This is a genomic window from Clostridium sp. UBA1056, assembly GCA_002316385.1.
Classification (GTDB): Bacteria; Bacillota; Clostridia; order Clostridiales; family Clostridiaceae; genus Clostridium_J.
Window position 1 is genome coordinate 1413 of the sequence record DCDL01000052.1, and the last position, 23398, is coordinate 24810.

Genomic DNA, 23398 nt, shown 5'->3' on the forward strand with positions numbered 1-23398 from the left:
TTATTTTCAGATGCCTAATCTAGATTTAATGAGATAATAATAGTAAATAGGTATACTAATCATAAACGGATTAATAATATATATTAAGAAATATATTTACTAAAAAACAAAGGTGAGCATGAGAGGAAGTGGATTATGAATATAAGAGAAGTTCTTATAAGTTTTATGAAAGAGAAAGCTTATAAGCCAATGAGTCTAAAGGAATTATCTAAAATATTTGGTATAAGTAAGAAAGAGTCTAAAGAGTTTGCAATCTTATTAAATGAGATGGAGAAGGATGGAGAAATAATTAAAAATAGAGCAGAGCTATATGGAATACCAGAAAGAATGGGTATACTTAAGGGTGTCTTTGCAGCAAATCAAAAGGGCTTTGGTTTTGTAATTGTAGAAGAGGATAGGCCAGACATATTTATTCCAGCTAGCAATGTTAGTAGTGCTATGAATAATGACATAGTGTTAGTTAAAATATTAAAAGATGAAAACAATGGTAAAAAATCTGAAGGGGAAATTATCAGAATTGTTGAAAGAAAAAATAAAAAGCTAGTAGGAATCTATGAAGATAGCAAAAGCTTTGGATTTGTTGTGCCAGATGATAAAAAGATAGGCCAAGACGTATTCATTTCTAAAAATGATAGAAATGGAGCTAGAACAGGTCAAATAGTAGTGGTAGAAATCACTAGCTGGCCAGAGAAGAGAAGAAATCCAGAAGGAAAAGTTATTGAAATCCTAGGTGAAAAGGGAGATAAGGGAATAGATATCTTAACTATCATTAGAAAGCATAATCTTCCTGAAGAGTTCCCAATACAGGTAGAGGAATATGCAGAAAGAATAGAAGATGTAGTTCCTCAAAGTGAAATAGATAGAAGAAGAGACCTTAGAGATGTAACCATGGTTACTATAGATGGAGAGGATGCAAAGGACCTAGATGATGCCGTTTCAGTAGAAATCCTTAAAAATGGAAACTTTAAGCTGGGAGTTCATATTGCAGACGTATCTCACTATGTAAGAGAAAATAATGTCCTTGATAAGGAAGCCTTTAAAAGAGGTACCTCTGTATATCTAATTGATAGAGTTATTCCAATGCTTCCTAGAAAGCTATCTAATGGAGTATGTAGCTTAAATCCAAAGGTAGATAGACTTGCACTTAGCTGCTTTATGGAAATCGATTCTACAGGAAAAGTAGTAGATCATGATGTCTTTGAAAGTGTAATAAAAACTAATGAAAGAATGACCTATACTGATGTAACTAAGATTCTTAGAGATGAGGATGCTGAAACCATAGAAAAATATAAACACCTTCATGAAGAGTTTAAGAACATGGGTAGATTATTTGAAATCTTAAATAAGAAGAGATTATCAAGAGGTGCCATAGACTTTGACTTTGATGAGTGTAGAATAATTCTAGATGAAAATGGTAAGCCAATTGATATATTACCTCGTGAAAGAGCTATTGCCAATAGAATAATAGAAGAGTTTATGCTTATCTGTAATGAAACAGTAGCAGAGCACTTCTTCTGGCTTAATGCACCATTCGTATATAGAATTCACGAAGATCCTGACATGGAAAAATTGCTTCACTTTAGCGAATTCGTATATAACTTAGGATATCACGTAAGATTTAAAGAGGAAGAAATTCATCCAAGAGAACTTCAAAAGATTCTAGAAAAGGTTAAAGGTAAGAAGGAAGAAACAGTAGTTAGTACTTTACTTTTAAGATCAATGATGAAGGCTAAGTATTCTCAAGTATGTGTAGGACACTTTGGTCTTGCAGCTAAATACTATTGTCACTTTACATCTCCAATAAGAAGATATCCTGACCTTGTAATTCACAGAATTATAAAGGAAATGATAAATGAAGGTTTAACTCCTAAGAGAGAAAAGAGACTAAAAACTTTTGTAGTAGATGCTTCAAAACAATCCTCTGACACAGAGAGAATGGCTGTAGAAGCAGAACGTGAAGTAGATGACTTAAAGAAAGCTGAATACATGCTAGATAAGATAGGAGAAGAGTTCGAAGGAATAATATCTTCTGTAACTAGCTTTGGAATGTTCGTTGAGCTTCCTAATACTATAGAAGGTTTAGTTCACATTAGTGAGCTTCATGATGATTACTATATCTATGATGAAAGACATCTAGCTTTAATTGGAGAGAGAACTAAGAATATTTACAGATTGGGAGATGAAGTTAAGGTAGTTTGTTCTAAAGTTGATATAGATGCTCATGATATTTACTTTGAAATAGTTAAGACAAAAGAGGAAGATGAGGAAGAGGAAGAAATGTCCTTAGATATAGATGACCTTATTTTTGAAGAATAAAAGATACAGATAAAAACTTAACAATATAAAAGATGAGTTAAGATTATGTTCATTAACTGAATATAACTTGGACTCATCTTTTTTATGCAATTTACTTTTAAATTAACTAAATAAAAGGTAGTTATTGCAGAGGGCTTGTACCTATAAGCAGCAATATTAAAAGATTGTTAAAAACATAAACAAATTGAATAAAATTTTCACAAAGTACTAGCTTTTCTAAAAATTTATGCTATACTTAGATTGTAAATGTTAAATAAATAACAAAATTTAAAGTTTTTTAATGGGGAGGTTCATATTATGGCACGTTTTACATTACCAAGAGATATTTATCATGGAGAAGGAGCTTTAGAAACTCTGAAAACTTTAAAGGGAAAGAGAGCTTTCATAGTTGTTGGTGGTGGATCCATGAAGAAATTCGGATTCCTACAAAAGGTTGAAGACTATTTAAAAGAAGCAGGTATGGAGATTGAATTATTTGAAGGGGTAGAACCAGACCCATCAGTAGAAACTGTTATGAAAGGTGCAGAAGCTATGAGAAGCTTTGAGCCAGACTGGATAGTTGCCATGGGCGGAGGATCTCCAATAGACGCAGCAAAAGCAATGTGGATATTTTATGAATACCCAGAATTTACTTTCGAACAAGCCGTTGTTCCTTTTGGACTACCGGAATTAAGACAAAAAGCAAAATTTATTGCAATACCATCAACTAGTGGTACAGCTACAGAAGTTACAGCATTCTCTGTAATTACTGATTACAAAGCTAAAATTAAATATCCATTAGCTGATTTCAATATAACACCAGATATAGCAATAGTAGACCCAGCACTTGCACAAACAATGCCAAAGACTCTAGTTGCTCATACTGGAATGGATGCTTTAACTCATGCTATAGAAGCATACACAGCATCATTAAGATCAAACTTTTCAGATCCATTAGCATTAAAAGCTATTGAAATGGTAAGAGATTACTTAGTAGATTCTTATAATGGATGTGAAAAATCAAGAAACTTAATGCATGAAGCTCAATGCCTTGCAGGAATGGCATTCTCAAATGCATTACTAGGAATAGTTCACTCAATGGCTCACAAAACAGGAGCTGTGTTCCACATTCCTCATGGATGTGCAAACGCAATCTTCCTTCCATATGTAATAGAGTATAACAGAAGCAAGTGTGAAGATAGATATGCAGACATAGCTAGGATGTTAAAACTAAAAGGAAACACAGATGCAGAATTAACTGACTCATTGATAGAAATGATCAACGGATTAAACACTGCATTAAGTATTCCTCACTCAATGAAGGAATACGGTGTTACTGAAGAAGACTTCAAAGCAAACCTTGAGTTTATAGCTCACAATGCAGTACTTGATGCATGCACAGGCTCAAACCCAAGAGAAATAGATGACAAAACTATGGAAAGACTATTTGAATGTACTTACTATGGTAATAAAGTAGATTTTTAAGTGACACTAAAAACTTTTAAAATGTTATTAATTCTGTTGAACTAAGGTACAGCAGATTTAAAAAATACCCTTATATAATTCATTAAATCAAATCAAATTAGAAGAGCTGTCTCAAAGTAGAATTAAAATTCTACCTGAGACAGCTCTTCTAAGCTTCACCAAATGTATATGATGGGGAGTTTCATTTTAAAATATAGCATCTTTGATTTAGCTAAGAGAAGTTTATTCTTCACATTCAGGTATAAGGCTTATATAATTTTCACCTATACCAAAATAAGAATATGTGCCACCTTCTCTTAAGACATAATGTGTAAGTACTCCTAAATCTCTTAGCTTAAAAAATCTAGATTGAATTGTATATTTTTTCATACGAAGTAGAGGTAGATATTCTAAAACTTTATCATAACGGACCCAATAATAAGTATTTCCATCTATAACCTTAGTTCTCATTTTTTTATGTTCCTTACAATCAATAAAATACCTAAGGATGATAGCATCACAAAGATCTAGACCCAATTTAATTAAATTTTTTTGGCTAAAGCCATAAACTGTAGATTGCATAATTATTTCCTCCTTATATTGATAGCAGTAGCTATCTTCATTCAAATAATAAATATGCATTTATGAGGAAAATTACCTAGATATATAAAATTTTCTCTATAAAAATATTAAAAAAGTTCTCTATGCAAGGTTTTAAAATTTTAACATTTTAACATGTTAAAATGTTTCATATATATCTATATAAAATTTTAAAAAGTTATCTATATAAATATTTTTAGTTTTAAATAGTTAAAATACAGATTTTCTCTAGGAAGCCCAATGCTAGTCATATCAATAAGTATAAGGTGGTGGAATATAGGAAGTCTGGAATATTTAATTTCATAAAATTTTATTTAATATTATTAATTGTGCAATTTACTCAATTAATATAACTTATAATTTTAAGTAATTATTATGTGGATGCTACACCCTAAATCAGACAAAGTGAAGCTTTTGTAATGTTACAACCAATAGGTATATTTCTAAGGAAATGAATTGACAACTTTTACTTGATTCAAATATATTTCAAGGTTAATAATTACAATATTTTTATTTTAGGTTATAATAAAAATAGGATATACTATACAATACATTTTAAATTTAGTAAAATCACATGTATAATGAGAAAATTATATATTAATGATAAAAGTAGGTGAAAACATGGCAAAGAAATTAGGAACTAAAACTCTAGTAGAAAATAGAAAAGCAAGACACGATTACTTCATAGAAGAAGCTATGGAAGCTGGAATAGTACTTGTAGGAACAGAAGTTAAATCTATAAGAGCTGGAAAAGCAAACCTTAGAGATAGCTATGCAGATGTATACAATGGAGAAATTTTCGTAAAAAATATGCACATAAGCCCTTATGAGCAAGGAAACATATTTAACAAAGATCCTCTTAGAGAAAGAAAGCTACTTCTTCACAAAGGAGAAATAGATAAACTTTTAGGATACACAGCTCAAAAGGGGTATACTCTAATACCACTTAGCTTATACCTTAAAGATGGTAAAGTAAAGGTAAACCTTGGAGTTTGTAGAGGTAAAAAAGATTATGATAAGAGAGATGTAATGCTAGAAAAAGCAGCTAAGAGAGACATAGACAGACAAATGAAAGAAAGATATAGATAAAACTTAACCAAATTTTATATTTGGTTAAGTTTTAATTACTCAATGGAAATAGGCATGAAAATGAGTTTGCTTTCATAAATATAAATTTGCATATGAAGTGGGGAAAGTTTAAATAGGGGGAGTGGTAAGAGATGAAGAGAATAATTACTATTCAGCATACTCAATCAGTGCATCATACCAATGGGATGATTGGTTCATGGACAGATTGGGATTTAACTGATCTAGGAAAAGAACAAGCAAATAACATTGGGATAAAACTTAGAGAAGAACTTTCAAAAGATAGTGTCTATGTTATGTATTCTTCAGACTTAAAAAGAGCAAAACAGACTGCTGAAATTGTAGGAGAACATCTAAACTTAAAACCTATTATTAATGAAGCTCTAAGGGAACGTAACCTTGGTTCTGCTGTAGGTAAAAGCGTGCAGTGGCTTAGAGAAAATCAAACAGCGTGGGAGAAGACTATTGATGATAGATGCATACCAGATGCTGAATCTAGAAGAGAAACTTGGAATCGTCTAGAGCCTTTCTACAATGAAATAATGAGCAGCGATGAAGAGAATATAATTATTGTTTCTCATGGAGATACATTAAGTATTTTCAATGCAATGTGGTTGGGGCTTAAGCCAGAAGAACTTAATAACTGTGATTTATTTGGATTAGCAGGTGGGGTTTCTTATTTTATAGAAGATAACAGTGGGAAGCACATTATAAAGAGATTAAGTGATATGTCCTATGTGAAATAAGTAGAGTTAGATATACACAATAAAAATAAAATGAATTTATAATTAGTGCGAAAGTATAATTAAAAAATAGCATTTTTTAGATTAAAATAGTTTTACTAAATGCCATATGTAGAATCCAAAGGAAATATGTCCATAAACACTATAAAAGTTTTTACAAAACTTTACTTGATATAAGTATAGTTATTGTTTATAATGAATATACGTGGTAATCACTAATGATTGCCACTACCTAACATGGGGGCGTACTGGTTTCGACGGGGGTACGTGACATATAGGAAGCGAGTAGAGGGAACTCATGGGCCCGCTTTAAAAAACTATGGGATTAAATGTAAACGCAGAAGACAATTTTGCAATAGCAGCTTAATATAGCCGCTCGTCCTACCTTTGAGTCCCACGGCTTAGGATAGGGCGCCGATTAGTGGGGAACCGAGCCATGGAAAGCTTTGACCATGGAACGGAATTTATGAAGCTACTGAAGTAGAAACCCGGTCTCTAGGGGTTCTATAGAGGGAATGTTAAAATAGAGACTGCACTCGGAGATGCTTATGTGGAATGGCTTTCGGACAGGGGTTCGATTCAGAAGAGTCGCCTTAGAAAGTAATTTCTAAGTGAAAACTTGGCTTTATCGGTGAAACCGTAACAGATGACGCTGACGGCAATACCGAGTGGTATGTGAAGAAATTCAACAGCCGTGTATCGACTTATAGGTTCCTAAGGAGAAATCTATGGAATACTAAGATAGAAGATATCAAACTAAACTATGCTTCTATAATACGCCAAGAGTCCTAAACCGTATTTAAACTTAATAAGTAGAATATGGTAGAGGAGGAATATATAGTCAGTGCTTGCAGAGATGTAGGAGTACATGTCCCCTCGCCTCCACCATGAAACCCATGATAGAAATATCGTGGGTTATTTTAGTTTAGTTAAAATTGTAATGTGTTGGTATATTACTTATAAGGTTTAACATAATGTTAAAATAAAAAAATTAGATAATATTAATGTGCTGTATGGGGGGAATTGATTAATGGTGAATGATGAGACAAGTAAATTTTTAAAAGAAACATTATTAGCAGTAGTAAAAGAAAGTTTGGAAAAAGCAGAATCTATTGAAGAAGCTAGTGAAATAATAAAAAAAGTTGAAAAAATTGATTTAACTAATTTTTTTAAAAAATCTTATTCTGAGCTTGCAGATAGTACACTAAATTATATGAAAGAAACTATGTATGAAGAAGTGATGTTTTTTCGAACAGAGGAACAAGAGTTTTTATCTAGACAAGAAAATAGTTGGTGTAGGGCTTTTGTAGCTTCTGAAGCTATGTATATTATGGTTTTGCAATCGGCAGAATCATATGTGAAATATGTTAATGAATTGGGAGAAGATTTAAAATGCAAAAAGGCATATACTTTTAATGCTATGCTTTATATCCATGGAAGGGCTTTACAGGAATATCTTGAGATAATAACACTTATGAAGAATGGTTTTGCTGATGGTGCATATGCACGATGGCGTTCTATGTACGAGTTAACAGTAATCTCATCATTTATAACAGAATATGGAGAAGAAGTAGCTAGAGCTTATATAGAAGCTTACGATACTGAGAATAGGTATGAATGGGCTAGAAGTAGTGGAATATTTTCAATATCTAAAAAGTATATTAGTTTCAATGATATTCAAAAATCTTGTAATATAAATACGGTTGTATGGAGAAAACAATATGATTTAGCTAATAAAATTATTCATGCATCTTCTCAAGGAACTTTTTCAAGATTAGGAAATATGGGATCAAATAATGTAATAGCAGTGGGAAGAAGTGATTATGGTATTACAACTCCAGGTGAACACTCTGCAATTTCTTTAGCTCAAATTACAACAATGTTTTATGGTATATTTCCTTATGGAGATGGTGTAGTTGCTATGAAATATATTAATGGATGGATAGATGTTGTAAGAGAAATGTATTTTAAAACTCATGATGAAATATTTCCAAATGATGAACCTCTTTGGAATGATGACCAAATAAAAAGTAAAGAAAAACTTTAAAATAATGAGGGAGAATTGTATAAAAGGTACAGTAACATTAGTGCTTATGTAATAAATATAAATACTCTGTAATTTAAAAAATTACACAGAAGTTTATTGAAGAAGTAGTAGTTAATAAAGAACACATTGAAATAATCTTCAATGTGTCTTTTTCTTTACCTAAAAACGGTAATGGAGTTGAAGTAATAAGTAGCATTAGGAGATATGAGTTATATGAAAGATATAGCAAGAGTTTTTATATAAAGGTTAGTTAGGTCATTTCTATTATTTTGAAATAAATGTTGAAAAGGAAAATAGAAGAGAGTAAAATGTGGTTATCAGCACTCTTGATGTATGAGTGCTAATAGACGAAACATGCATAAATCTAAATATCAAAGGGATAAAAGGGGAGATTTTATGGACAATAAACAAAGGTACTATCAAGATAAAAATCAAATTTTTATTAAGAATAATTTAGGGAATGAACTTATGATACCAGTATATACTCATGAAAAAGTGGATGGATATGATGCATTATATTGGAGTGCTTTAATAAAAAAAGAAGTTAAAAAAGACATTTTGCAAAAGGCAGATTGGGATTTGAGTATAGGTGATGGGATACCAGGATTCACTATTTATGGTGGGTCGGAAGATGGTGTTTACAATAGATTTAGTTGTCTTGATAATGGTATTGAGCCTTTAGTATATGTAAGAGAATTTTCAGGATTAAGAGAAGGATATGTAGAGATTATAGAGGAATTTAGGCTAATAAATAATTTATATTATGATATGAAAAAAAATGAATATATAAATGTAGAAAATGGAGAAGAAGTAGTAATAAAGATAGAAAATAATAGTGATGTATATATTAAATTAAAATATTTAAAGAGATTTTTAGCAGTTAAGAATATGAGTTTAGCTATTTATTTTGATATTCAATATAGAGAAAATGGGAAATTAGATCAAATAGGTTTAAAACAAGATAGTCTATATTATGTGGATGAAAATACAAATTATGATATATGTATTGGTGAATATAATAGTGATAGATTTACAAGATTAAATGGGAAAAAGATTATATGTGGAACTGCAATTCAGGAATGTGGATATTGGCCTTATGATAAGGGTGCAAAATATGAAAAATTTATTATTGGCAATGATGAGGATGGTAATGATTTAGAATTCGAATGTAATCCTGATAAATTATCAAATTATTTTGGAAGTAATCCTAATGCACCACATTATTTAACATCAGTATTTTTTACAAAAGATGTTCTTAATAAATATTATTCAAAGCCAGAAATTTATTCTGTAGAAGATGGTATTTTGAGATATGGTGGATTATGGTCATTATATCTAGACAATCAAGATAAGGATTATGTTTCAGTATATTTAGGGGATTTAGGAAAAAGCTTAACGTATAAAGAACAATTATATTGGAAAAGTTTTAATGTACAATGTGATAAGACTATTAGTAATACAAAATTTAAGAGAGATTTTTTAGCTCAATTTACAGATCCAGAATCAGTGGATTTAATATTTAAACAAAAATTCAATTCATTTAATAAAAAGTGGGTAGAAAAGTATAAATGGAATCTTTTTTTACCTTTAACAGAGAATGATCAATATAATTTGAATCATTTAAGAATACCTATAAATGATTCAATTGCAGAATTAGACACATTAACCTTATCATTAGTAAAGACTATAATAGATTCTTTAAATGAAAAAGAAATTGATAGACAATTAGTGAATAAATATGAAAATTTAAAGGGAAGCATAACAAAGTTAGAAAAATGGTTAATTGAAAAAGAAGTTACTGAATATCAAGTAGAGATTAAGTTTTTAAGGAATTTACAGGAGTTAAGATCATCTAGTAGTGGGCATAGAAAAGGTAGCAATTATAAAAAAATATCAAAGGAATTTGATATAGGGAATAAGAGTTATGCTGATGTGTTTGAAGATATATTATTGCAAGTTATTAGATTTCTAGATTTTATGGAAAAAAATTTTATGAATAATTAGCTAATGGTGGATTTTAAATGTAATCCTTCGCCTCCACCATGAAAACCTCGACAATACAGAAATGTGTTGTCGAGGTTTTTTATAGAAATATGCTTTTATAATGTATAATTATTATAGATAGGGAGTGAGGATTATGAATAAAGACAAGAGGTTAATGGTTATAGTGCTTGGAATATTAGCTGTCTTGAATATAAATGGTTATTTAATTATTAATGAAAGGTCAGTATTTGGACTAACATTAGGAGCATTAATTATAAGCATTTCAACGTGTTTTGATTTTCCAGATGATTTAAGTAAAGAAATAAAACAAAAGGAAAAAAATAAGTGGAATATACTTAATATTAATAAATGGCAAATAAGAAAAATTAATATTATTTTTACATAATAGAAAATTAAGAAAGTAAATTTTAAAATTGGGGCTTGAAGTGCACAGAAAATTAAAATAAGTTAATTCAATAGTATTAGTTATGGGGAAGTTAAGGTCTGACGAATTCTTAAATGTGCATTATAAAAAAAGATAATAACTGGAGTTTGGGTATTAAACAACAGAAAGATATAAAATGATATATTAAAAAGGTCTTTATAGACCTTTTTTGCTTTCTGAAGATATAGGTAATTATAATGAAATTAAGAAAAGATATCTTTAATTAAATATTTACTTAATGAAATTGTAGCCTCATACAAGAAGTATTAATACATTTGTAAATGTTATATAATAATAGTTATAAAATAATATGTAAGTTTTATGCTTGCACAAGAAGGAGTGTATATGGATAATATTAAGCAAATAGCTATATCGAAAATAGCGGATATTTTATCAAGTACTAATTTAATAATTCCACAAGTTGATATTTGGAAAAAAATTTTTAATAATGCAGGTTTATCAGATACTTACGAGCATAAGAAACATTGGTTAATTACAAAAGAGAATGAGATTAATTGGAAAATTGAATACTATCACAATGATAGATGTTATTCTGCCTTAAATGAAATATTAGGGAGACTAGAAGAGGAGCAAAATAAGTTTTTAAGCTTGGTAAATAGCATAATTGATAAAATAAATATACTAAAGATATTTGATGTAGATATAGATAAAAAATTAAAGAAGAGAAGTGCTTATGGATTTGGAAGTTTATTTGATATAGAGGAATACTTAGAAAAGAAAAGTATAATAGATAAAAATATTATATTGAAAAATTATCCTTCAAAGGAATTTAAGCTATTAAGAAGCAATATAAATATGCTTAACTTAGATATAGTATTTACTGATGATGGATTAAGAGTTATTCCTTTTGCTAATAGAGTAGTAGAAAGTAGTTATGATGATGATAATATTTTAATACATTGGTTAGCAGATAATTATTCAGATATTGAAAAGAGTTATACAGATGCTATAAAAGCTTATAGTAATGGTGATGAGGTAGGTTGTATTGCGCATTGTAGAAATACTATAACTGGTATATTTACTATCAATAAACAAGAGCAAAGAAAATGGAAAGACGGACTTAAAAAAGCCTGTGAAAAAGATAAAAATATTGCTAATATCACTAAAATTGATGATATTCCAATAATGAAATATAGTGAGAATAGTCCCAACATTGATAACCGTTACCAATATCCAAGATATAATTTAATTTATAGAGTATATACTTTTTGTTGTGCTCTAGGTGCTCATGCTAATGAAGGTAATATAACTACAAATGGTGTTGATTGCGAAGTTACTACTATGGAAGATGCTTTTATGGCTTTAAGAATGACAGAGGATGTTCTAATATGGTTATATCAAACTAATGGTATTAGTAATTCATAAAATAAAATCAATAAATGTATGAGTATACACTAGTTAGATAAATTTTTAATAGGGTATCGATAGGCACTAGCATATGCTGAATTTAAGATGTATAGATTTAATTCACAAAGGAAGAATGAAGGTTTACTTGATAAATGGATTAAATCCATTTTAAAAGAAATATTTTGTTGAAATAGTAGTATAGTAAAATGTATTACTGTAGGAGGATAAAATGATAGATATAAAGAAAATAGAAAAAGATTTATGGGAAGGAGCAGATCAACTTAGAGCAAATTCTAAGTTGACTGCATCAGAATATAGTATGCCAGTTCTAGGATTAATATTCCTTAGACATGCATACAATAGATTTTTAGTAGTTAAGGAAGAAATAGAAGCTACATTACCATCAAGAAATGGTAGAAAAAGACCTGTAACAAAAGAAGATTTCATGAGCAAAAGTGCTATTTATATCCCTCAAATAGCTAGATATGATTACTTATTAGATTTAGAAGAGGGAGCAGACATTGGTAAAGCAATTAATGATGCAATGAAAGCTATAGAAGAGGAATATGAGACTTTAGCAGGAGCATTACCTAAAAACTATAATATTTTTGATAATGATTTGTTAGCCGATTTAATTAGAATATTTAATAGTGATGAATTACAAAAGGCTACGGGAGATGTATTTGGAAGAATATATGAATATTTCTTAAATAAGTTTGCCATGAGTGGAGCACAAGAAGGGGGGGAATTTTTTACTCCTATATCACTAGTTCAGATGATAGTAAATGTAATTGAACCAGAAGGTGGAGTAGTATTTGATCCCGCATGCGGTAGTGCAGGTATGGCTGTACAAACAGGTTACTTTGTTGAATCTCATGGTAATAATGCTAATGATAAAATTACTTTTTATGGGCAAGAGAAAGCTGATTTAAATACTAAGTTAGCAAAAATGAACTTAGCTGTTCACGGTCTAAATGGAAAAGTAATTCAAGGAAATACATTCTATGAAGATAAGCATGAATTATTAGGTAAGTGCGATTATGTTATGGCTAACCCTCCTTTTAATGTTGATGGAGTGGATAGTGAAAAGATTAAGGCAGACCCTAGATTAAAATATGGCTTACCAGGAATAAGTTCAAAAGGTAAAACAGTAAGCAATGGTAACTATTTATGGATTCAATATTTTAACTCTTATCTAAATAAAACTGGTAGGGGCGGATTTGTAATGGCAAGTTCAGCAACAGATGCAGGTGGAAAAGAAAAGGATATTAGAGAAAGTTTAGTTAGATCAGGAGATGTTGATGTAATTATATCTGTAGGAACTAACTTCTTCTATACTAGAAGCTTACCTTGTACTTTATGGTTCTTTGATAAGAGCAAACTAGAAGATAATAAAGATAAAGTATTAATGATAGATGCAAGAAATGTTTTTAGAAAAGTTAATAGAACAATAAATGATTTCTCACCAGAACAACTTAAAAACTTAACAGCTATTGTGTGGCTATATAGAGGGAAAAATAAAAAGTATCTAAAGTTAATAGAAGAATACATACTTGAATATTCTAATAAAGCAGATAAGATAAATGAAGAATCTAAGGATTTTGAAGGAGTATTACAATTATTAGTTGACCAACTTCAAGAATTTAATTCATTTAAGTTAGCTAGTGATGAAGAGAAAGAAAAAAAAGCAGAATATTATGGATCACTAAAGGCTCTAGAAAAAGATATTGATAAGTATTTCGTAGACAAAGAGAAATTTAATAGTGAAATACAAGATTACTTAAATAAGGTTAAGTCATATACTGATAAGACTTTTAACAATATAGAAGACCATAATAGTTCACAAAGAGAAATATATACTGAGTTTGATAATATATCAAAAGAACTTAAGCTAAATTTAAAAACAATAGATCACTTATACAAAGAAACTAATAATATTTTAGATAAAGCAGAAAAAGACTTAAATGCTAAAAAGAGTGATATGTGGAATACAAAAGTAGTTAGAGAAAATAGAAAAAACTTTGAAGAGTTAAGAAGAAAGCTAATAGATGACATTAAATATGTTAATTATATATATTCTCAAGTAAAGTGGTTACAAACAAAGTTTATCAATGCACAACTAGAAGATATAGAGGGATTATGTAAGTTAGTAGATAGAGATACCATAGAGCAAAATGATTGGAGCTTAACACCGGGGAGATATGTTGGAGTTTCACAAACTATTGATGAAGATTTTAATTTTGAAGAAAGACTTAAAGAGATACAAATAGAATTAGATTCATTAAACGAAGAAGCATCAGAGTTAGCTCAAATTATAAAAGTAAACTTTGAGGAGTTAGGATTATAATGGTGAAGAAAAAAGTTTCAGAGGTTACAGAATTAATAAAAAGAGGTGTTACACCTAGATATGTAGATAATGATGGGATTTTAGTGATAAACCAAAAATGTATCAGAGACAATAGGGTTGATTTAACGTTTGCAAGATTAACAAGTAAAGAGAAAAAAATAGCAGAAGAAAAATTTTTGATCGAAGGAGATATATTAATAAACTCTACAGGTACTGGAACGTTAGGTAGAACAGTTCAAATAAATAACATAAATGATAATATTACAGTTGATACTCATGTTACTATAATGAGACCTTCAAAAGATGTTAATGCTAAATTTTTAGGGTATTTTATAAGATTAAGTGAATCATTAATAACATCAATGGGAAAAGGTGCTACCAATCAAATAGAATTGTCAGCAAATGATTTAGCTAATATTGATATTTATTTACCAGAAAAGAAAGTGCAGGATAAAATAGTTAAAATTTTATCTTCATATGATGAGTTGATAGAAAATAATTTAAAGAGAATAAAACTACTAGAAGAAAGTGTAGAATTAATTTACAAAGAATGGTTTGTTAACTTTAGACTTCCAGAAAGTGATAAGTGTGAATTTTTTTATGGAATACCTAAGGGATGGAAAAAGAAAAAGGTAGGAGAACTTATATTAAAATTTAAAAGAAAAAGTAAAATAAGAAAAGATGTATATTTGGAGAGTGGTAATATTCCGGTAATAGATCAAAGTAAAAAATTTATTGGTGGTTATACAAATAACGATGATGCTAAAGAAACAGATATACCAGCAATTATATTTGGTGATCATACAAGAATAGTAAAATATGTTGATTTTCCATTCGCAAGTGGTGCAGATGGAACACAATTGATACATAGTAATTCACAAGAGATATCGCAACAATATTTTTATTGTGCGATTAAGAGTATAGATTTATCAAATTATTCGTATGCAAGGCATTTTAAATATTTAAAGGATGAAGAAATTTATATTCCAAGTAAGGATATTATGGATAAATTTTCAGGTATAGTAGATTATAATTTTAAGCAAATAACAAATTTAAGGAATCAAAACGACAAGTTAATAGAGGCTAGAGATATATTAATACCAAAGTTAATTATGGGGGAGATTGAGGTTTGAGGAGAGAGTATTCAGAGGATGGATTAGTACAAAAGACCACAATAGATTATTTTAAATATAATTTAGAGTGGGATACTGTTTATGCTTATAACACAGAAAAGCTAGGGAAAGATGGACCTTTAGGGAGAAAATCTGAAAAGGAAGTAGTGCTTGTTAGATATTTAAAGCAAGCACTAAAGAAATTTAATCCTGGTTTACCTGATGAAGCTTATGAAAGTGCTACTGAAATAATAACTGAGAATAATTTATTTAAAATGTTAATTGATATTAATGAAGAAAAATATAAGTTGTTTAAAGAAGGGGTAAAAGTACAATTTAAAAATAAGCAAGGTGAATTAACAGAAGAAAAATTAAAGGTTTTTAATTTTAGAGAGCCAGAACAAAATAGTTTTATAGCAGTAAGAGAGTTATGGATACAAGGAAGTTTGTATAGAAGAAGAGCTGATATAATAGGTTTTGTTAATGGGATTCCATTATTATTTATAGAGCTAAAAAATATTCATAAAGATATTAAAAATGCTTATGAAGATAATTTTACAGATTATAAAGATACTATTCCACACTTATTTAACTATAATGCTGTTGTAATGTTAAGCAATGGAATAGAAGGTAAAGTTGGTGCTGTAACAAGTAAATATGAATATTTCAATGAATGGAAGAGGCTTGAAGAAGAAGAAGCGGGTTCTGTAGATTTTGAAACTATGTTAAAAGGTATGTGTTCTAAAGAAAACTTTATGGATATATTCGAAAATTTTATTTTATTTGATGATAGTTCAGGAAAAAAAGTGAAAATACTAGCTAGAAATCATCAATTTTTAGGTGTTAATAAAGCTATAGAATCATTTAAGGAGTCTAAAAAGATTAAAAGTAATAAGATAGGAGTATTTTGGCATACTCAAGGTAGTGGAAAATCATATTCCATAGTATTTTTCTGTCAGAAGCTTTTAAGATGTATTAAAGGAAATCACTCTTTCTTAATTGTTACGGATAGAAAAGAGTTAGATGAGCAAATTTATAAAACATTTGTTGGTGTAGGAGCTGTTAAACCTAGTAATAATGTATGGGCATCTAGTGGAGAACATCTAAGACAATTATTAGGTGAGGATCAAAGATATATATTTTCATTAATACATAAATTCAATGAAAGACTTAAAGAACCTTATGAAAATACAGAGGAGTTAATTGTTATATCAGATGAAGCTCATAGAACTCAATATGGATTACTAGCAAAAAATATGAGAGATGCGTTGCCGGAAGCAAAATTTTTAGGGTTTACAGGAACACCACTATTAAGTGGGGATGAATTGACTAAAGAATTCTTTGGGGATTATGTATCAGTATATGATTTCGATAGAGCAGTTAAAGATGGAGCAACAGTACCTTTATATTATCAAAGTAGAGGTGAAAAGCTTGGAATAGTTAATGATGAGTTAAATAGAAAACTTCAAGATAAAATTGATGAATTTGATTTATCAGATGAGGAAGAAGAAAAGTTAAGAAAAGCTTTATCTAAGGAATATCATATCATAACAAGTAATGAAAGATTAGATACTATAGCGAAAGATATAGTTGAGCATTATTCTACTATGTGGGAAAGTGGAAAAGCTATGTTGGTGTGCATAGATAAAGTTACGTGTGTAAGAATGTATAATCTAATACATAAATACTGGAAAGAGAAGATTCAAGCTACTAAAAAAGAGGTCAGTCAGTCTTTTGATGTTCAAGATGAATTAGATAAGCAAAAAAAGTTAAAATGGCTAGAAGAAACAGAGTATGCTGTTATAGTAAGTGAAGAACAAAATGAAGTGAAAAAATTTCAAAAGTGGGGATTAGATATAATACCACATAGGGAAAAAATGAAAAAAGGCATCAAAAGGGATGGATATGACAAAGAAAGAGACCTTGCAACAGAATTTAAGGATTCAGAAAGTCCATTTAGGTTAGCAATTGTGTGTGCTATGTGGTTAACAGGATTTGATGTTAAGAGTTTATCTATTTTATATCTTGATAAAGTGTTAAAAGAGCATACATTAATGCAAACAATAGCTAGAGCTAATCGTATAAATGAAGGTAAGAATAATGGTCTAATTATCGATTACATTGGGGTATTGAAAAATTTAAGACAAGCACTAGCTAAATATGGTTCAGGAATGGGAGAAGGTGGTGAAAATCCGCCAGCAGGAACAGATGAAGACTTATTAAATGATCTAAAAAAGTCAATTAAATTGACTAAAAAGCATTTGAAAGTAAATAAGTTTAATTTAGATGAATTAATAAAGGCGGATGGATTTAAGAAAATCGCATTAATAAAAGAAACTGAAGAAGTTATTTATGCTACAGAAGAAATAAAAAAGAAATTTGAAATACTTGCAAGAAATGTTCAAAATAAGTATAAAGCTTGTTTATTTATGGACGGAGTTGATGAAATAACTCCAGAGTGCGATGCTATAAAGGCTATATATAATAAGATACAGGATAATAAAAGAGAAACAGATATTTCACATGTTATTCTAGAGCTTCATAATATTGTTGATGAAGCAATAAAAACTGAAAATATATCTGAAAGTGGATTAGAACCTAGTAAGATGTTTGACATAAGTAATATAGACTTTGATAGGTTAAAAGAAGAATTTAAATGCAGTTCAAGAAAAAATACAGTATTATACAATATGAAAGAACAAATAGAGCATAAGCTTGAAAAAATGATAAAACAAAATCCTATAAGAATGGACTTCTATAAAAAATACAAAGAGATAATAGAAGATTATAATTATGAAAAGGATAGAACTATAATTGAAGCAACTTTTGAAGCTTTGTTGAAACTTATGAATGACCTAAGCAAGGAGGAAAAAAGAGCAGCAAAAGAAGGTCTGGAAGAGGAAGACTTAGCATTATTTGATTTATTAGAAAAATCTAATCTTGAAAAGAAAGATAGAGAAAAATTAAAGAAAGTAAGCAAGGACTTGTTAGAAAAGTTAAAAGATCTTATTGATAATATAGATAATTGGAGAGAAAAGCGAGAGAGTCAAGCTAAAGTTAAAGTTGTTATATATGATTATTTAATTAATTATTTGCCAGAAGCTTATAATTTTGATGAAATAGATAAAAAAAGAGATGTTGTATATAATCATTTCTTTGAAAATTATGCTACATCAAGTAATAATACTTATAGTCTATATAATTAAATATCAAATAAGTCAACATGTCTTAGAGATATGTTGGCTTATTTTTATCCGAAATAAAGATAAGTTATAAATATATATTATTATAGTGAAATGATATCTATACTAGATAGATAATTCCTATAGGTCATAAAAGATAATGGAGGTATTAATGATGAAAAAGGTTAGTAAATTAAGTGTTTGGTGGAGTTAAGTTAAACTCTAATGTGACTAGTACTATAGGAGAGTAGCTGAATATTTTAGATTATAGCTATGGATCTGAAAGAACTATTGATGCAGATTTAGGTGGGTATGCATTAATTCTAGAAAGTAAAGATGATGTTATTGAAGCAAAAGAAAATATATTAAAAGGTATTATTTCAGAGTATGTTGATGATATTGAATGTGAAGGAGGTAAGCAGTATTGTTTACCTCTTTTTCTTTTGTCTTCAGATTATGCAGTAATTGTAGTTACTATTAAGGAATTAATAGATACTCTTATGGAAAATTAAGAGGTGGAGAGGTGGCGAAAAAGCTATTAAAGAAAGCTTTTGAAGATAATTTATTTAGTAAGAAGTTTATAACACAATTAAAGAGTTTAGTTTATGTATACTATAGATGTGGTTGTAGAAAACGTACAAGCAGTAATGTATGTAGTAATAAGGAGATATGAAAGGAATATATTGAAGAATATGTATTAACAGAGCTTGAAGCTAGAATTTTTAATAACAAAGAGATACCTATTTTAGTTGAAGGTATTAATGAAAATCTAAGAAAGCAAAATAAAGGAGATGAAAATAAGAGAGCAGTATTTCAAAATGAGCTAGGAGAAGTTGAAAAACAAATAGGTAATATTGTAACTTCCAATAACTAATGGATTCATGCAAGAAGAGTTTAAGATTAAAATGGACTAGCTAAAAGATAGGAAGATATACTTAGAGGATAAGCTAGTAGAACTAGAATCAAGTCAATCAGTTACTAAGGTTATAGAAGAAGATATAAAAGGTGTTCTAAGTGGATTTAAAGAATATGTGATAACTAAGAATATCCCAGGGTGCAAAAATTTCATACAGGACTTTGTTAAATAAGTTATAGTATATAAGACCCACGTTGAAGTAGTATTCAACGTGAGTTTTAGCATGTCTAGGAATGAAAAATTAATAGGCATTAATATAGAACCTTCTAGAGGCACACAATCTATAAATCCTATTATTTATAAAATATACAAATTAATCATATTTAGTGGTATTATGGTAATATGAGTCGTAAAGGGGGAGGATATGTATGGAAAATATAAAAGCAAATTTTGATGACTTTACACTTAACGCTAGGGTTATGCCAGTATTAGTAGTTGTATTACCTATAATTTGTGTCGGGCTTTATGAAAGTATAATTAAAGAAGGTGTATTAGAAAGTACTATATATGCAAGTATAATTATTATTTTTATAACCTTCATGGCATATATTGCCAGGGATTTGGGAAAAAAGGCTGAGCGTAAGATGGTTAAAAGATTAGGTGGGTTACCAACAACCATATTGATGAGATTTTCTGATACTAGAATAGATCCACATAGTAAAATGAGATACCATAAAATATTAAAGAAAAAAATAAAGGGTCTAAATATTCCTATTAGTATAGAAGAAGAGAAAGACGATAGTGATTATATTTATGATTCAGCTATAAATTGGATAAGAGGAATTACTAATTCGGATAAGAAAAAATATCATCTGGTATACAAGGAATTGAAAAATTACAATTTTTGGAGAAATTTATATGGAATAAAGTATATTGGTATATGTATTTATATATTAATAGCAATAAGAGAAATAGTGTTAATGAGCAATTTTGATATCGTGGATATATTTATGAAGCCATATCCACAATATATAGCATTTATCATTATGACTGGTAGTGCCTTGCTTGGATTAATTATGATAAATAAAAAGATAGTTGAAAATAAGGCTTTTGATTACGCTAAAGCTTTACTTGAAATTTGTGATAAAATATAAAAATGGGTAGGGGGAATTTATATGAGTATAGTAAAATCATTTTCAGTTGGGAATGGGGACATGTTTTATATTGAACATGGCTCGGACAATTTTACTATTATAGATTGTTATTTATCAGATGATAATAAAACAGAGATAGTAGATGAAATAAAAGATAAATCTAGAAAAAAAGGAATAACAAGATTCATATCAACACATCCAGATGAAGACCATATTGGAGGATTAGATTATTTAGATTCAGAAAGTGGAATTACTAATTTTTATTGCGTTAAGAATGAGGCGACTAAACGCGATGAAAGTAATGCTTTTAAAAAGTATTGTGAATTAAGAGATTCATCTAAAGCCTTTTATATATATAGAAACTGTTCAAGAAAATGGATGAATATTGGTGATGATAAAAGAGGAAGGTCAGGAATAAATATATTATGGCCTGATACAGACAATGAATATTTTAAAAAAGAATTATCAAATGCAAAAGAGGGAAAAAGTCCCAATAATATATCGCCTATAATAAAGTATAGTTTAGAAAAAGGAGTTACAATGCTATGGATGGGTGATTTAGAGACTGATTTTATGAATAATATAAAAGATGATATAGATTTACCAGAGGTAGATATTTTATTTGCACCACATCATGGTAGAGATAGTGGAAAAGTACCAAGTGAAATGTTAAAACAAATGAACCCTAAAATAATTGTTATAGGTGAAGCTCCATCAGATAAAATTAATTATTATAGTAGCTATAACACAATAACACAACTTTCAGCAGGAGACATAACTTTTGAATGTGAAACAGGTAAGGTTCATATTTATGTAAGTAATAAGAATTATAGTGCTGATTATCTAGATAATGAGAAAAAAAGTACTTTTGAAAATTATTTGGGAACATTGACATTATAGAGTCGAGGGCACTAATAGTAATGTCTTCTCCACCATGCAAAATAGCTACATCAGCTCTAATGTGATGTAGCTATTTTATATTAATAAATTCCTCATAAAAACTCTCTTTCTTAGCAAGCTGTTCTTCTGTATACCTGCCATTTCTAGGGGTAAGAGATTTATACTGAGTTATTATCATTTCTGCACGGTTTCTTTTAGATTCTATAATTAAGTAAGGATAAATATCTTCTAGTAATTTAATAGCATTATTATGTTTAATTACAAATGAATAAGATAATTTATGTTTTTCAGGATTATAATTTTTTTTCTTTATTATTACTCCATATCCAATGGTGTCTTTTAGCCAAGTTAATAATTCTATAGTAGTGGAGGCTATTGATACGCAAGGAGCAGGATATTGGTTTGTGTGAAATCGCTGTAACATAATACTTCCTTCGCCATCAATTATTCCAGCTATATATGCTTTTTCTATTTCTGTCATTTAACCACCTCTATAGATAGTATTTACTGGTTTATCAATATTATTAGAATTGAATGAAAGAAAGTATTAAGCTTTTAAGATAATAGATTATTAAGAGAATAAGGTAAAGTCAGATACTAATATAGCAAATAAATAGAGTCTATTAAAATGATTAAAGATATCGTTTAGAATAGGCTAACACTATTAATTATGACTACCTCAAACCTCAATCAAAGATGATATAATTAATATGTATGGAAGAATTAAAATGGTTTATGTAGGACAATAAAAAGTATATTAATGAGAGGTTAATATGAGTGATATAGTTGTTTCATTAACAGAGATACAAAGGCTTAAGGAAGAATTAAATACGTTAAATGAAGAGTACATAAAATTATATGAGAAGATGGAAGATTTAAAAAAGGAAAAAGAATATTTTGAGAGCCTTTATATGTGTAAACTAGGTGCCTTAATATTTTTAAGATTTGAAAATGAAATTAAATATAGAAGGTTAAAGAAGAAGTTAATATTGATAGTTAAAAGTAAAAATAAAGGTGAAGAAATAAATATTGAAGAAATAGAAAGAGTTTTAGAAAAAGAGTTAGAAGAGTTTTATCGAGATTTAGATGAGTTGCGTAATAATTTAAAGAACTCTCAAGAGTTTTTAGAACTTCCTATATTAACAGAAGAGGAAGTAAAAAAGGTTAAAGAGATATTTAGGAGTCTAGCTAAAATACTGCATCCAGATGTAAATAAAAATTTAAATGAAGAAATGATGGAGTTGTGGCTTAAAGTTAAAGAGGCTTATGAAAATAATGATTTAATGACATTAATAATTCTTGAAGGAATAATAAAGCAGAATGAGTTTAAAGCAGATATTAAGGTAATCTCTATAGAAGAAAATATAAGCATATTAAAGAAAAAAATTAATGAACTAAAAAATTTTATAGATGAAGAAGAAAATAGCTTTCCTTTAAATATAAAAGAGCTTATAGATGATAATGAATATATTAAAGATAAAAAACAGGAGATAACTAATGATATACATGAATACGAAAGAATGATTACAGAGGTTGAAAAGAGTATTAGTGAGGTATTAGAGGAGAAGAGCTATGTTATCTTTAGTAGTTAATGTATAGTAAGTTAAATGATGAATATATCCTAATAAAACCAGTAAATATAAGGGCTTATTAGGATATGTGATTGTAAAGTAAGTATACCTTAAAACTGAATATGAAATAATTATTAAACAGTAGAATAACTATTGTACATATGTTCTAATGATGTTGAAATGTAAGTAATTGGAAGTTGTTTAACATTTTAGACATATTAAAATAAAAAGAATCTTATCGTTCA

General features: G+C 28.9%; 17 protein-coding genes and 1 other RNA gene. 16 read left to right on the forward strand and 2 right to left on the reverse strand.

The genetic code is table 11. The features are described 5' to 3' along the window. Positions 1 to 135: 135 nt before the first annotated feature. Together rnr and B3W71_RS13100 are read left to right on the forward strand one after the other, a co-directional pair. A complete protein-coding gene (gene rnr, locus B3W71_RS13095) occupies positions 136 to 2316 on the forward strand; it encodes a ribonuclease R (RefSeq protein WP_346889378.1) in 2181 nt (726 codons plus the stop codon). A gap of 297 nt (positions 2317 to 2613) precedes the next feature. Next, positions 2614 to 3780, forward strand: a complete 1167-nt coding sequence (locus B3W71_RS13100) for an iron-containing alcohol dehydrogenase (protein WP_346889379.1) — start codon at positions 2614 to 2616, stop codon at positions 3778 to 3780. Between the two features lie 222 nt (positions 3781 to 4002). Here B3W71_RS13100 and B3W71_RS13105 read toward each other — a convergent pair whose 3' ends face one another. Continuing rightward, on the reverse strand, positions 4003 to 4341 hold the full coding sequence (locus B3W71_RS13105; RefSeq protein ID WP_346889380.1) for a hypothetical protein: 339 nt from the start codon (positions 4339 to 4341) through the stop codon (positions 4003 to 4005). A 639-nt stretch (positions 4342 to 4980) separates the two neighbouring features. Here B3W71_RS13105 and smpB point away from each other — a divergent pair. The 13 genes from smpB to B3W71_RS13170 all read left to right on the forward strand — a co-directional run bounded on the left by smpB (position 4981) and on the right by B3W71_RS13170 (position 21582). Next, entirely contained in the window at positions 4981 to 5448 is a 468-nt protein-coding gene (smpB, locus tag B3W71_RS13110; RefSeq protein WP_346889381.1) for an SsrA-binding protein SmpB, read from the forward strand. A 131-nt stretch (positions 5449 to 5579) separates the two neighbouring features. After that, positions 5580 to 6191, forward strand: a complete 612-nt coding sequence (locus B3W71_RS13115) for a histidine phosphatase family protein (protein WP_346889382.1) — start codon at positions 5580 to 5582, stop codon at positions 6189 to 6191. Between the two features lie 244 nt (positions 6192 to 6435). After that, positions 6436 to 6770: a transfer-messenger RNA gene (gene ssrA / locus B3W71_RS13120) on the forward strand. Between the two features lie 448 nt (positions 6771 to 7218). Beyond that, positions 7219 to 8235, forward strand: coding sequence for a DUF5677 domain-containing protein (locus B3W71_RS13125; protein WP_346889383.1), 1017 nt, complete (start codon positions 7219 to 7221; stop codon positions 8233 to 8235). Positions 8236 to 8631: 396 nt separating this feature from the next. Beyond that, on the forward strand, positions 8632 to 10239 hold the full coding sequence (locus B3W71_RS13130; RefSeq protein WP_346889384.1) for a hypothetical protein: 1608 nt from the start codon (positions 8632 to 8634) through the stop codon (positions 10237 to 10239). Between the two features lie 133 nt (positions 10240 to 10372). Next, positions 10373 to 10624, forward strand: a complete 252-nt coding sequence (locus B3W71_RS13135; protein ID WP_346889385.1) for a hypothetical protein — start codon at positions 10373 to 10375, stop codon at positions 10622 to 10624. Positions 10625 to 11008: 384 nt separating this feature from the next. Further along, entirely contained in the window at positions 11009 to 12049 is a 1041-nt protein-coding gene (locus tag B3W71_RS13140) for a hypothetical protein (protein WP_346889386.1), read from the forward strand. Positions 12050 to 12260: 211 nt separating this feature from the next. Next, positions 12261 to 14378, forward strand: a complete 2118-nt coding sequence (locus tag B3W71_RS13145; protein WP_346889387.1) for a class I SAM-dependent DNA methyltransferase — start codon at positions 12261 to 12263, stop codon at positions 14376 to 14378. Beyond that, positions 14378 to 15511: a restriction endonuclease subunit S gene (locus B3W71_RS13150; RefSeq protein ID WP_346889388.1), complete on the forward strand. Its 1134-nt coding sequence runs from the start codon at positions 14378 to 14380 to the stop codon at positions 15509 to 15511. The genes B3W71_RS13145 and B3W71_RS13150 overlap by 1 nt, the downstream gene beginning before the upstream one ends. After that, positions 15508 to 18696, forward strand: coding sequence for a type I restriction endonuclease subunit R (locus B3W71_RS13155; protein ID WP_346889389.1), 3189 nt, complete (start codon positions 15508 to 15510; stop codon positions 18694 to 18696). Before B3W71_RS13150 ends, B3W71_RS13155 begins: the two co-directional genes overlap by 4 nt. A 499-nt stretch (positions 18697 to 19195) precedes the next feature. After that, positions 19196 to 19345 carry a hypothetical protein gene (locus tag B3W71_RS13160; protein ID WP_346889390.1) on the forward strand — a complete coding sequence of 50 codons (150 nt, stop codon included), beginning with the start codon at positions 19196 to 19198 and terminating at the stop codon, positions 19343 to 19345. Between the two features lie 611 nt (positions 19346 to 19956). Further along, a complete protein-coding gene (locus tag B3W71_RS13165; RefSeq protein WP_346889391.1) occupies positions 19957 to 20682 on the forward strand; it encodes a hypothetical protein in 726 nt (241 codons plus the stop codon). Positions 20683 to 20703: 21 nt separating this feature from the next. Next, positions 20704 to 21582: an MBL fold metallo-hydrolase gene (locus B3W71_RS13170; RefSeq protein WP_346889392.1), complete on the forward strand. Its 879-nt coding sequence runs from the start codon at positions 20704 to 20706 to the stop codon at positions 21580 to 21582. A 70-nt stretch (positions 21583 to 21652) separates the two neighbouring features. On the opposite strand, the gene B3W71_RS13175 is transcribed toward B3W71_RS13170, so the two are convergent. Continuing rightward, complete coding sequence (locus B3W71_RS13175; protein WP_346889393.1) at positions 21653 to 22063, reverse strand: hypothetical protein; 411 nt, start codon at positions 22061 to 22063, stop codon at positions 21653 to 21655. A gap of 292 nt (positions 22064 to 22355) precedes the next feature. On the opposite strand from B3W71_RS13175, the gene B3W71_RS13180 reads away from it, so the two are divergent. Further along, positions 22356 to 23174, forward strand: coding sequence for a hypothetical protein (locus B3W71_RS13180; protein ID WP_346889394.1), 819 nt, complete (start codon positions 22356 to 22358; stop codon positions 23172 to 23174). Positions 23175 to 23398 lie beyond the last annotated feature (224 nt).

Bases quoted from the DNA above. Each gene is read 5' to 3' on its own strand.
- rnr (WP_346889378.1), top strand. From the start codon at position 136: ATGAATATAAGAGAAGTTCTTATAAGTTTTATGAAAGAGAAAGCTTAT.
- B3W71_RS13100 (WP_346889379.1), top strand. From the start codon at position 2,614: ATGGCACGTTTTACATTACCAAGAGATATTTATCATGGAGAAGGAGCT.
- B3W71_RS13105 (WP_346889380.1), bottom strand. From the start codon at position 4,341: ATGCAATCTACAGTTTATGGCTTTAGCCAAAAAAATTTAATTAAATTG.
- smpB (WP_346889381.1), top strand. From the start codon at position 4,981: ATGGCAAAGAAATTAGGAACTAAAACTCTAGTAGAAAATAGAAAAGCA.
- B3W71_RS13115 (WP_346889382.1), top strand. From the start codon at position 5,580: ATGAAGAGAATAATTACTATTCAGCATACTCAATCAGTGCATCATACC.
- B3W71_RS13125 (WP_346889383.1), top strand. From the start codon at position 7,219: ATGGTGAATGATGAGACAAGTAAATTTTTAAAAGAAACATTATTAGCA.
- B3W71_RS13130 (WP_346889384.1), top strand. From the start codon at position 8,632: ATGGACAATAAACAAAGGTACTATCAAGATAAAAATCAAATTTTTATT.
- B3W71_RS13135 (WP_346889385.1), top strand. From the start codon at position 10,373: ATGAATAAAGACAAGAGGTTAATGGTTATAGTGCTTGGAATATTAGCT.
- B3W71_RS13140 (WP_346889386.1), top strand. From the start codon at position 11,009: ATGGATAATATTAAGCAAATAGCTATATCGAAAATAGCGGATATTTTA.
- B3W71_RS13145 (WP_346889387.1), top strand. From the start codon at position 12,261: ATGATAGATATAAAGAAAATAGAAAAAGATTTATGGGAAGGAGCAGAT.
- B3W71_RS13150 (WP_346889388.1), top strand. From the start codon at position 14,378: ATGGTGAAGAAAAAAGTTTCAGAGGTTACAGAATTAATAAAAAGAGGT.
- B3W71_RS13165 (WP_346889391.1), top strand. From the start codon at position 19,957: ATGGAAAATATAAAAGCAAATTTTGATGACTTTACACTTAACGCTAGG.
- B3W71_RS13170 (WP_346889392.1), top strand. From the start codon at position 20,704: ATGAGTATAGTAAAATCATTTTCAGTTGGGAATGGGGACATGTTTTAT.
- B3W71_RS13175 (WP_346889393.1), bottom strand. From the start codon at position 22,063: ATGACAGAAATAGAAAAAGCATATATAGCTGGAATAATTGATGGCGAA.
- B3W71_RS13180 (WP_346889394.1), top strand. From the start codon at position 22,356: ATGAGTGATATAGTTGTTTCATTAACAGAGATACAAAGGCTTAAGGAA.